Annotated in this window: 7 protein-coding genes and 1 other RNA gene; 3 read left to right on the top strand and 5 right to left on the bottom strand. The window is 57.8% G+C overall.

Annotated features, from left to right (window positions below):
• Window positions 1-8 precede the first annotated feature (8 nt).
• On the top strand, window positions 9-917 hold the full coding sequence (locus IPI58_01980; GenBank protein QQR69468.1) for a zinc ABC transporter substrate-binding protein: 909 nt from the start codon (window positions 9-11) through the stop codon (window positions 915-917).
• A gap of 18 nt (window positions 918-935) precedes the next feature.
• Here the strand turns inward: IPI58_01980 and IPI58_01975 are convergent, their stop codons facing one another.
• Window positions 936-2765 (bottom strand): DNA polymerase III subunit gamma/tau, encoded by a 1830-nt coding sequence (locus IPI58_01975; GenBank protein QQR70001.1) that lies wholly within the window; start codon window positions 2763-2765, stop codon window positions 936-938.
• Between the two features lie 70 nt (window positions 2766-2835).
• Window positions 2836-2931: signal recognition particle sRNA small type (ffs, locus tag IPI58_01970), an RNA gene on the bottom strand.
• 267 nt (window positions 2932-3198) lie between these two features.
• Between ffs and lon the strand changes: the two genes are divergently transcribed.
• Window positions 3199-5625: an endopeptidase La gene (lon, locus tag IPI58_01965; protein QQR69467.1), complete on the top strand. Its 2427-nt coding sequence runs from the start codon at window positions 3199-3201 to the stop codon at window positions 5623-5625.
• A gap of 211 nt (window positions 5626-5836) precedes the next feature.
• Complete coding sequence (locus IPI58_01960) at window positions 5837-6952, top strand: AI-2E family transporter (protein QQR69466.1); 1116 nt, start codon at window positions 5837-5839, stop codon at window positions 6950-6952.
• Window positions 6953-6960: 8 nt separating this feature from the next.
• Here IPI58_01960 and IPI58_01955 read toward each other — a convergent pair whose 3' ends face one another.
• From IPI58_01955 to IPI58_01945, 3 genes are read right to left on the bottom strand one after another with little or no spacing between them, the layout of a single operon-like run.
• Complete coding sequence (locus IPI58_01955; GenBank protein ID QQR69465.1) at window positions 6961-8502, bottom strand: S41 family peptidase; 1542 nt, start codon at window positions 8500-8502, stop codon at window positions 6961-6963.
• Window positions 8499-9668: a peptidoglycan DD-metalloendopeptidase family protein gene (locus IPI58_01950; GenBank protein QQR69464.1), complete on the bottom strand. Its 1170-nt coding sequence runs from the start codon at window positions 9666-9668 to the stop codon at window positions 8499-8501. The genes IPI58_01955 and IPI58_01950 overlap by 4 nt, the downstream gene beginning before the upstream one ends.
• Before the next feature lie 2 nt (window positions 9669-9670).
• Window positions 9671-11215, bottom strand: a complete 1545-nt coding sequence (locus IPI58_01945; protein QQR69463.1) for a 2,3-bisphosphoglycerate-independent phosphoglycerate mutase — start codon at window positions 11213-11215, stop codon at window positions 9671-9673.
• Window positions 11216-11504: the final 289 nt, after the last annotated feature.

Genomic DNA, 11504 nt, shown 5'->3' with positions numbered 1-11504 from the left:
GGGCGACCATGAAGTCTTTGGCATGGGCTTTGGCTGTATTTCTGGCGGGGGCTTCCCCTGCATCGGCAGAGCCTGTGAAGGTCGTCGCCAGCTTCTCGATTTTAGACAATCTGGTGCGTCAGATCGGCGGTGAATATGTCCAAGTCACAAGCCTGGTTGGACCTAACGGAGATGCGCACACCTATCAACCTTCCCCTTCCGATGCGCGGCACTTGGCCAAGGCGCAATTGGTCGTGGTGAACGGCCTGGGTTTTGAAGGATGGCTTGAACGTTTGATCAAGGCTTCGGGTTATTCGGGTAAGATCGTTCAAGCCAGTGATGAAATACCGGTCGTTCTTGACGGTGAGGATACAGAGGAATCACATGGCGACCATCATCACGGTGCCCATGATCCGCATGCTTGGCAGAATCTGGCCAACGGGAAAGCCTATGTGGAAAACATTGCCCGTGCGCTGGCGCAGATCGACGCGCCGCATGCCCAGTTTTATCTCAAGCGATCCGAAGAAATGGCGCAAGATTTGGAATTCCTCGACAAATGGGTAAGGGAGCAGATCGCCCTTGTTCCAGTCGCCAAAAGGTCTGTCATCACCTCGCACGATGCATTCGGATATTTCGCCAATGCCTATGGCGTGCAGTTTACGGCCCCCGTGGGTGTCAGTACCGAAGCCGAGCCCAGCGCGAAGGAATTGGTCAGGTTGATCCAGCAAATCCGTAACGGCGGAACCCGCGCGCTATTTCTAGAGAACATGTCGGACCCAAAGATCATGCAGCAATTGGTGAATGAGACAGGTGCCGCGCTGGGCGGCAAACTGTATGCGGATTCTCTGTCCGATATGAAGGGGCCAGCGTCAACCTATCAGCAAATGTTCCGACACAATGTGACGCTCTTGGTCAAAGCCATGCAGGGAAACCGATAGCCCAAGATTCTTCTGCCTTCAATCGAAGAGGAAAGAGCCTAAATCCATATCGGTCTCGACCATGCCATCGTTTGTGAGCGGGCCGGATTCTTCGAATGATGGCGCAGTGGGCGTAGGTGCTGGACGTACGGCGGCCAATGTAGCGCCGGGGAATTGCGCCATCACTTCCTGCACAATCGGCGTGGCCAGGGCGCGTTCGCGCAGTCGTTGAGTTTGCGCTTCTTCTTGTTCAGCCAATGTCGGGTCGCCGCCTGAACTGGCCAGGCTGACAACCCAACGCTGCCCCGTCCACTGAGTCAGGCAACGCGCCACGCGGCTGGATAGATCGGGCGCGGCATCGGCCTCTAGGCGCAATTCCAAGCGGCCCGGCTCGATATGGACTTTATGCGCGTGTTTGTACAACTGGGCGCGTAGAACGGGTTCCCGCCGCTGCTCGAACAACACCACCAAATCTTCAAAGGTAACAGGGCAGGGGGCCAAGGCGATTTCGGGGCTGGCGGATTGGGAAGGCGTGATGGCCAAAGCCAGATTGCCGCGCGTGGCGACGGTTTGCGTGCCCTGTGCCCGATGGCTGGGCAGGGACAGCGCGATGGCGCCTCCCTCGTTTCCAGAGATTGAGGTGCCAGCCACAACACGTCCACCGCCAGTCGAGGCGGGCAGGGTAGGGCCGCCAAGGCTTGGCGGCTCGCGGCGCAATTCCCGGATCAACTCGGCCGGCGTAGGCAGACTGGCGGCATAACCCAGGCGCACCAAGACCATCTCGGCCGCCGCCCATGAATCGGGCGCGGATTGCACTTCGCCCAGACCCTTGAGCAAAATCTGCCAGGCGCGTGTCAGTTCGGCCAATGACAGGCCAGGAGCTAAACGCTGCGCCAATTCACGCTCGGCCTGCGGCAGAAGTGGGTCTGACAAGGCCTGTTGGGGAGCCAGCCGCGCACGGGTCAACAGATGCACCAGTCCGGCCAAATCCTGAAGCACGGTCACCGCATCGGCACCCGACTGGCGCAGATCGGCGGCTTGTTCCAATGCCTCGGCGGGTTTGGCTGTGAGTAGGCAATCCAGCAATAGGGCTGCCCCGTCACGCGCGTTGATCCCCAGCATGTTGCGTACGGCATCGGCCGTCACGCTGCCGCTTTCCGCGCGCACGATCGACTGATCCAACAGGCTGATGGCGTCGCGGGCCGAGCCATCGCCCGCGCGCGCCAATAGGGCGGCGGCATCTTCCTCTAACGTCATGCCCTCTTTCGTGGCGATGCGCGTCAGCAGATCGGCAAGCTCGGCGGTGGTGATGCGGCGCAGATCAAATCGCTGGCAGCGCGACAGGACAGTCACGGGAACTTTGCGAATCTCGGTGGTCGCAAAGACGAATTTCACATGCGGCGGCGGTTCTTCCAGCGTCTTCAGCAAGGCGTTGAACGCCTGGCGCGAGAGCATATGGACTTCGTCGATGATATAGATCTTAAAACGCGCCGAGACGGGCGCGTAACGCGCGCCTTCGATCACCGTCCTCACGTTTTCCACGCCGGTATTCGATGCGGCGTCCATCTCGATCACATCGACATGCCGATCCGCCGCGATGGCGATGCAGGTTTCGCACACGCCGCACGGATGCGGCGTCGGTCCCTGAACGCAATTCAAAGCCTTGGCGATGATTCGCGCCGTGGTGGTTTTACCCACGCCGCGCACGCCGGTCAGCATCCAGGCTTGCGCCAAACGTCCGCTTTCCAGCGCGTTCGATAAGGTGCGGACCAAAACGTCCTGACCGATGATGTCTTCAAAACTCGACGGGCGGTATTTACGCGCCAAAACTCGATACGCCCCGGCCGATTCGGTCGCGGCGTCATCCAGTCCCAGGCTTAAGCTTAACGTCGCCTCGTCCGACACATCCGCGCTCCATTGAAGAACCAAGCAAAATAAGGTGGGAGAACGAACGACGACCCGCACCGATCCCGTTACGGCTGCTTCCTTCCGGACCTGACCGGGTTGGCGGGCGTTACGTCCGCCGCCGCTCTCCCACGGCGCTTATAGCAGGCTGCAAGAAGGGATGCCAGTTGGCCATGCAGATGGGAGTCATGAAAGAGAATCGCCCGAATTAATGGTTTCAATAAATATGAAGGGTCGTTAACCTCTTATTCGTATTGAGGTCGCAAACTTGCCCCATTGCTTGAGCATGGTACAGTTCTATATCGCTGCAATGAGTCGAATGGCAGCACGCTTCGAATCGACCCGTGCTCGAGTGTGTGCGTGACGTCTGATTGAATCTTGTCCCAGGAGAAAGAATATGGAAACACCTAAGGGAGAATTGCTGTATCCCGTTCTGCCGCTGCGGGACATCGTGGTGTTTCCGTATATGATCGTGCCGCTATTTGTCGGGCGCGAGAAATCGGTGCGCGCCTTGGAAGACGTGGTGCAGGATGACAAGCATATCCTGCTGTTGACGCAAAAAAACGCGGCGCAAGACGATCCTTTGCCGGACGACCTGTACGAGTATGGCACTGTGGGTACGGTACTCCAGATGCTGAAGCTGCCGGATGGGACCGTCAAGGTTCTGGTCGAAGGTGGGCAGCGCGTCAAGGTGGCTCGCTTTACCGAGAATAAGGAATTCTTTCAGGCTCTGGCCGAACCGACCCACGAATCCCAGCCCGAGGACCAGGCTGAGTCCGAGGCCCTCATGCGCGCTGTGGTCACGCAGTTCGAGCAATATATAAAGCTCAACAAGAAAATTCCGCCCGAGGTGATGGTATCTGTAGGCGGAATCAGCAGTCCGGCCAAGCTGGCTGATACCGTGGCTGCGCATCTGACACTAAAAATCGCTGATAAACAGACTTTGTTGGAAACTTCCTCGGTTACCGAGCGTTTGGAAAAAGTCTATGCGCTGATGGAAGGCGAGATCGGCGTGCTGCAGGTCGAACGCCGCATCCGTAACCGCGTCAAGAAGCAGATGGAAAAGACGCAGCGCGAGTACTATCTGAACGAGCAGCTTAAGGCGATTCAAAAAGAGCTGGGCGAAGGCGAGGATGGCAAGAACGAATCCGACGAGCTGGAAGACAAGATCAACAAGGCGCGTATGAACAAGGAGGCCAGCGAGAAATGCCTGGCTGAGTTGAAGAAATTGCGATCCATGTCGCCTATGTCGGCCGAGGCCACGGTGGTGCGCAATTATTTGGATTGGATGCTTAGTATCCCTTGGAGTAAGCGTACCAAGGTTAGGCGCGACATCAAGCAAGCCAAAGGCGTGTTGGACAAGGATCATTTTGGCTTGGAGAAAGTCAAGGAACGCATCCTCGAACACCTGGCCGTGCAGCAACGCACCAACAAAATGCGTGGGCAGATCCTGTGTTTAGTGGGACCGCCGGGCGTGGGTAAGACCTCGCTGGGTAAATCCATCGCCAAGGCAACGGGCCGCAATTTCGTGCGCATCTCGTTGGGCGGCGTACGGGATGAAGCTGAGATTCGCGGCCATCGCCGCACCTATATCGGCGCGATGCCGGGCAAGATCATCCAGGGGATGCGCAAGGCGAAATCCTCCAATCCCTTGTTCATGTTGGACGAGATAGACAAACTGGGTGCTGATTGGCGTGGCGACCCTTCCTCGGCCTTGCTGGAGGTCTTGGATCCCGAGCAGAACAACAGCTTTAACGACCATTATCTGGAGGTCGATTACGATCTATCGGATGTGATGTTCATCTGCACGGCCAATACGCTGAGGATGCCCCAGCCTCTGTTAGACCGCATGGAGATCATCCGCGTCTCGGGCTATACCGAAGACGAGAAGGTCGAAATTGCCAAGCGCCATTTGCTACCCAAGGAAACCACGCAGCACGGCTTAAAGAAGGGCGAATTTAATCTGGGTGAGGAGGCGCTGCGTGAGTTGATCCGCACTTATACGCGTGAGGCGGGCGTACGCAATCTTGAGCGCGAAATTGCGAATCTGGCGCGCAAGGCCATCAAGGACATCTTGATGCGCGGTATAAAGGGCGTACGCATCACGATGCGCAATCTGGAGAAATACGCCGGTATCAAGCGGTTCCGTTTCGGCGAAGTCGAGGCCACCGATATGGTGGGCGTGACCACGGGTTTGGCCTGGACCGAGGTGGGCGGCGAGATCCTCTCGATCGAGGCCGTCATGCTGCATGGCAAAGGGCGCGTCACCGTCACCGGCAAGATCGGCGAGGTGATGAAGGAATCCGTGCAGGCCGCAGAAAGCTATGTACGCTCGCGCTCGACCAGTTTCGGCATCAAGCCGACTCTCTTCGATAAGCGCGACATCCATGTCCATGTGCCTGAAGGAGCGACGCCCAAGGACGGCCCATCGGCGGGCGTGGCGATGGCGACCTCCATCGTTTCGGTCCTCACCGGCATCCCCGTGCGGCGCGATGTGGCCATGACGGGCGAGATCACCTTGCGCGGTCGCGTCTTGCCTATCGGCGGGCTTAAGGAGAAATTGTTGGCGGCTCTGCGCGCGGGGTTAAAGACCGTGTTGATCCCCGCCGACAATGAAAAGGACCTGGCCGAGATTCCCGACAATGTGAAAAAGGGCATGAAAATTATTCCCGTTGCCACGGTCGATGAAGCACTTCGTGCGGCCCTTGCGCGTCCGTTCTCGCCCATCGAATGGAAAGAGCCGGATGAAGAACCCTCCGTTCCGCATCCTCCAAAGGCGGTAGAAGAAGATACGTCGAGGACGGGTGAAGTGTTCAGGCATTAAGCTGGGCCTTGGGAGCATGAAACTGGGTATGGTTTGGAGAGAGCGGCAGCCCCATGGAAAAATAAGAATATGAATAACATACCGTAACACAATCAAGGAGATTGCGCTTCAAAGACGAGGAATGTTGATTCCAGGTTGTTGTGCTATGGCGGCGAATGGGGCCATATATCGCTAGGCCTTCACAAAGCTTGGTCGTAGAGGGGATATGAGGATGATGTCGGATACAAAAAAAGCCGGTGGTACGGTAATGATGTCGCCGTCGCAATTTATGTTGGGCGCGGCGTTGATGATCGCGGCGCTGATTTTGGGACGGGATTTGCTGATTCCTTTGGCGGTCGCCGTGGTCTTATGGTACCTGATCAACGCCTTGGCCCAGGCCATAGGCCGTCCTTGGGGTAAAAGCAAACAATGGCGATTGCCCAGATGGCTGGCTTTGGTCTCCGCATTTGTCGTCATAGGCTTTTGCGTCTTCATGATCGGTCGCATCGTCAGCAGCAATGTGGCCGCAGTGGCGGCGGCGGCACCGCATTATCAGGCGAATTTGGATTCAGCCCTCGGGCAACTCTCCGTCTTCACGTCAGAGCGCTTTGGAACGCCCTTGCCGGATTTCGGACAACTGGCGCGCGGCTTGGACTTAAAGGTCGCCGTGCGGGGGTTGGTGGATTCCTTGGGAGGATTGGCGGGCGATGCCGGGCTGATCTTTATCTATCTGGCCTTTCTGTTCCTAGAGCAAAGAAGTTTCGATTCCAAACTGCGCGCCTTGTATCCACATGCCGACCGTCAAAACAAAGTGAGGCGTCTGTTACATCAGATCGCCATGCAGACCCAAGCCTATGTGCGCGTCAAGACCTTGATCGCCGTTCTAAGCTCCGCCCTTAGCTTTGTACTTTTGAAGATGGTCGGCGTGGATTATGCCAGTTTCTGGGCCTTGGTCATCTTCCTGATGAGTTTTATCCCTACCATCGGCGCATTGGTGGGCGTGTTATTCCCGGCTTTGTTGGCTCTGGTCCAATTCCCCGAGCCATTGGCGCCTTTCCTGATCGTTCTTGTCGGTCTTGGTGCTGTCCAGGCTATTACGGGCAACATGCTTGAACCGGCTTTGATGGGGAAATCCTTGAATCAAAGCACACTCGTTATCTTGTTGTCCTTGGCGTTCTGGGGCAGCATTTGGGGCGTGGCAGGCATGTTTTTATGCACGCCGCTGACCGGAATCGCCATGATCATTTGCTCGCACTTTCCTCAGACGAAATGGATCGCCGTGCTGCTGTCTTCGGATGGCCGCATCGTGTCCAACGACGCAGAACCCGTCTCTATCCCCAAGCCCTGAAGATGTGCCTAAATCTTGGGCTTCTTGGTACCGCCTTCGGCGGGTTTCTTTGTGTCATCAGTACTCTCGGCGGCTTCGGCAGATTTGGCGCTGGTCGCGGGCTGTTCTGGCCTGCTGAATAAACGCACTCCACGCAGTAAGTCCAAAGCGCGCTGTAACTGATAGTCTTCCTTGCTGGCGTCCTTCTTGTCCTTATCCGCTTTGTCATTGGCGGATGAGTCGCCTTTGCCGCTTGACGGCTTTGCGGATGGGGAAGTCTCGGACTTCTTATCGGGATTCTTTTTGGCCTCGGCCTCTTCGAGTTCGCGGCGCTTGCGGGCGGCTTCCACGGCGTCCTTGTCGTCATTGGTCAGCGCACCGCGCAAATCGGCTTCGCTGATGCCTGGCCCCGATTGCGCGATTTGCTCAAGCTTGGCCGGTTGCACCACGATGTCAGGATCGATACCAAGAGCCTGGATGGAATGACCGCTGGGCGTGTAATAGCGCGCGGTCGTTAAACGCATCGCACCGCCACTATTGGGCAAGGGAATGATGGTCTGAACCGATCCCTTCCCGAACGAGCGCGTGCCCAACACGATGGCGCGGTGATGGTCTTTCAGGGCACCCGCGACGATCTCTGAGGCCGAGGCCGAACCGCCATTGATCAGAACGACAATAGGCCGCCCTTTGGTGCGGTCGCCGCCGGAGGCGGTGGCGCTTTGATTGTCCTTTTTGTGCCGTGACCGCGTGGAGACGACCTCTTGCCCAGGCTGCAGGAAGGTCGAGCTGACCGAGATGGCCTGATCCAACAATCCGCCCGGATTATTGCGCAGGTCGATCACATAGCCCACCAGCTTGTCGCTGCCGATGCTAGTCTCCAGTTCGTTTAAGGCTTTTTCCAAACCGGGCTGGGTCTGTTCGTTGAATGTTGTGATGCGGACATAACCCACATTGTCCTCGGCGCGGAAACGCACCGACTGCACCTTGATGATGGCGCGCGTCAATGTGACGTCGAACGGTTCGCCGCTGAGGCCGCCACGGCGCACGGTCAGTTTGATGTTGGTGCCGGGTGGTCCGCGCATGCGATCCACCGCTTCCGACAACGTCAGCTCCGTTACCAATTTGCCATCGATATGCGTGATAAGGTCGCCCGATTGCAGTCCGGCCTTGGCAGCGGGAGTTTCGTCCAAAGGCGAGATGACTTTGACGATGCTGTTTTCCATCGTCACTTCTATCCCAAGTCCACCAAACTCGCCGCGCGTGACGGTCTGGATATCCTTGAACGCCTTGGCGTTCATATAGGCGGAATGCGGATCCAGGGAAGACAGCATGCCGTTAAGCGCGTATTCCGTCAGCTTCTCTTCGCCGATCTCGTCCACGTAATCCGCCTGCACCCGTTCAAAGGCATCGGCCAATAGGCTGAGATTGCGAAACGTGGCCTCGCCCTCTTGCGCGGCATCGGCGGCCAGAACATGATGTGCCAAGGGCGGTACTGCCGCCAACCCAATAGCGGCGGTCAAGGCCAGCGCCAGGGTCCATGATCTTTGACGCTTCGTTCCCAAACGCTTCATGTCTTTCCACCTTTGTGATGCGGGTCCACGGGATCGCCGTGCAGCCGCAGTTCGAAATAAAGCCCATCCACGGCGCCGTCGGACGGCGTCACCCCTACTGGCTCTCCGGCATCCACCTTTGTGCCGGGTGTCACGTCGATTCGTCCCATCCCCGCCAGCAGACTATGGTAGCCGCCCTCATGGCGCAGGATCAAGATTTGCCCGTAGCCACGAAAAGGCCCCGAATAAGCCACAGTACCGGCCAAAGGCGCGACCACGCGGCTTCCCGGTTCTGCCTTGAAAGTCAGGCCACGACTTTTGTCGCCCCAACGATCATCTTGGCCAAAACGCACATGAATGGGCGATGCGACTGGCAGAATAAGGCCTGAGCGCAGACTGGCCGAATCGTTGTCCGGCTTTAGGCGCGGGGCCAAGCCGTGCGCGGAAACCTTTTCCATCAGTTGGCGTAGATCTTGGGCTTCCTTAGTCAGTTGAGCCGTCAGGCTCTCTTGAGCGGCGCGGACTTCGTGGGTGCGTCCCAGCAGCGTATCGCGCTGGCGAATCAGGCCTTCGATATCCTCGCGGCGGCTTTTGAGTTCGGCGCGCGCACCCTCGGCCTCGCTGCGCTTACGGTCCAGCTGACGGCGCAGACGCGCCAGGGAACGCAGATCCTGCATCAAAGCCAATTGACGTGCATGCAGCAACGGCATGGGAGACTGTAACAAATGCACGGTGCGAATGCGGTCCAACATCCGTCCATCGGGCTGCAGCAAATGGCTCAGCGGCGGGGATCGCGCCAGACGCAACATGGCTTGGATCAAGGTCGCCATGTCACGCTCACGCGCCGCCAGGGCGGAACGGCTGACCTGTTCGCGTTGATTGAGGGTGGCCAGAGAGTCCTCAATGGCCGAGACTCGCTCTTGCTGTGTGCGTTCGTGCCGTGCGGCCTCGACCAGGCGTTCACGCAAGCCACTTAGTTCTTTTTCGGCGTCTTCCTGTTGTTTGGAAACCGTCTCTAGGGTGCGGCGGCTGTTTTCAAGGTCGCGTTCGACTTGCGACATGCGCTCGGCAGGTGGCGGATTGGCCGCATGGGGCGCGGGTTGCGCCGATGCCGTCAATCCCCCTGTAGGTCCCAGCAGCAGAGCCAGGCCCAAGCAGATGATTCGCGCCTGGGCTGCCCGGCCCATGCTTATCCCTCGACCAGCAAATTGGTTCCGGTCATCGCTGGGGGCGGGTTCATGCCCATCAGTTTCAGCAAGGTAGGGGCTATATCCGCCAGCTTGCCGTCTTTTAGCCCTACAACGCGCGAAGGCGCGCCGACCAAGATCGCGGGTACGCGGTTGAGTGTATGAGCCGTATGCGGCTGACCGGTTTCAGGGTCAATCATGGTCTCGCAATTGCCGTGATCGGCGGTGATGAACATGGCCCCGTCTTTTTGATGCAGGGCTTGCTCAATGCGTCCCACACAATGGTCAATAGCCTCCACGGCTTTTTGCGCCGCCATCAGCATTCCCGTATGGCCGACCATATCGGGATTGGCGAAGTTGATGACGATCAAATCGAAGGTGCCGGATTCGATGCTTCTGACGGCCTCATCGGCCACGGTCTGGGCCGACATCTCGGGCTGCAGGTCATAGGTTGCGACCTTGGGCGAGGGAATCAAGATACGTTCCTCGCCCTCATAAACTTTTTCCTGTCCGCCATTGAAGAAGAACGTGACATGCGCGTATTTCTCGGTCTCGGCCAAGCGCAATTGACGCAAGCCCGCTTTGGAGACCACCTCGCCCAGGCTGTCTTCAATCTGCTTGGGGGGGAACAGGGCCGGTAGCAATTTGTCATGGGCCTTCGAATAACTGACCATCCCCGCAACCGCGGCAAAGCGCACCACGCGTCCGCGCGGGAAATCCGCAAAAGCGGGATCCAGCAAAGCGGATAGCATTTGACGCGCGCGATCCGAACGGAAATTGGCCATGATCAGGCCGTCGCCGTCTTTCATGCCGACATAACCAGGCAGCACGACAGGCTCGACGAATTCATCGCCTTTGTCGGTGGCGTAACTGGCATCGATTGCCGACAAGGCGTCTGGTGCCGCCTGGCCCTTCGCATCAACCAGCATGTCATAGGCGCGTGTCACACGGTCCCAGCGATTGTCGCGGTCCATGGCGTAATAGCGGCCACATAATGTGGATAGATGCACGCCCGGCAGGGGGGCTAGGTCTTTTGCGAAACGCGCGATCTGTGTGCGCGCGCTGCGCGGTGGCACGTCACGACCATCCAAAAAGGCATGGACCGCCACGGGAATGCCGGCATTTGACATGACCCGGGCCAGGGCCACCATATGGTCCTGATGGGCATGGACGCCGCCGGGCGAGGCCAGGCCCATGATATGACATGTCCCTCCGCTGGCTTTAAGCGCGGTGATCATATCGATCAGGGCGGGTTTAGAGCTTAGTTCATTGGCCGCGATAGCCAGGTCGATCATCGGCAAGTCCTGATAGACCACGCGGCCTGCGCCGATATTCATATGGCCGACCTCGGAATTGCCGATTTGTCCTTCGGGTAGGCCCACATGGCGTTCACTGGCGTCCAGCAGGCTGTGGGGGCATGTTTTCCATAGGCGGTCAAAAATCGGGGTGGCCGCCTGGGCCACGGCGTTATTGATGGTTTCCGCACGATGGCCCCAGCCATCCAGGATGCACAGCACGACGGGGCAAGGACGTTTCAATTCTAGCATGGTCCAACTCACAAGTTCATGGCTGATTCTGATGGTAGAATCCAGCGCGTACCATATCAAGGATTGTCCCAAAGCAACAGAGGTAGGGTTGCTATGTGCGTAGCCAGGCTTGAATATCGAAGTGCTTTGGATGGTTTTTTAAGGAACAGCGGCGATGCTGGATTTTTTTAAATCTCGATGTTCTTCATCCTTATGAGCTGCTCTTCGCGCGTCATTCAAAGCGTTATTGCCCATTCGTGGGCGACAGACGATTCCAATAGCCTTTGACCATTTGTTTTATGCCACTGGG

Source organism: Alphaproteobacteria bacterium (assembly GCA_016699305.1).
Lineage (GTDB): Bacteria > Pseudomonadota > Alphaproteobacteria.
The sequence above is the reverse complement of the archived record's forward strand: the minus strand, read 5'-3'. Positions and strand labels throughout refer to the sequence as shown.

Coding starts and splice junctions, on each gene's coding strand:
- IPI58_01945 (QQR69463.1), bottom strand. CDS start 11,215: ATGCTAGAATTGAAACGTCCTTGCCCCGTCGTGCTGTGCATCCTGGAT.
- lon (QQR69467.1), top strand. CDS start 3,199: ATGGAAACACCTAAGGGAGAATTGCTGTATCCCGTTCTGCCGCTGCGG.
- IPI58_01960 (QQR69466.1), top strand. CDS start 5,837: ATGATGTCGGATACAAAAAAAGCCGGTGGTACGGTAATGATGTCGCCG.
- IPI58_01950 (QQR69464.1), bottom strand. CDS start 9,668: ATGGGCCGGGCAGCCCAGGCGCGAATCATCTGCTTGGGCCTGGCTCTG.
- IPI58_01955 (QQR69465.1), bottom strand. CDS start 8,502: ATGAAGCGTTTGGGAACGAAGCGTCAAAGATCATGGACCCTGGCGCTG.
- IPI58_01980 (QQR69468.1), top strand. CDS start 9: ATGAAGTCTTTGGCATGGGCTTTGGCTGTATTTCTGGCGGGGGCTTCC.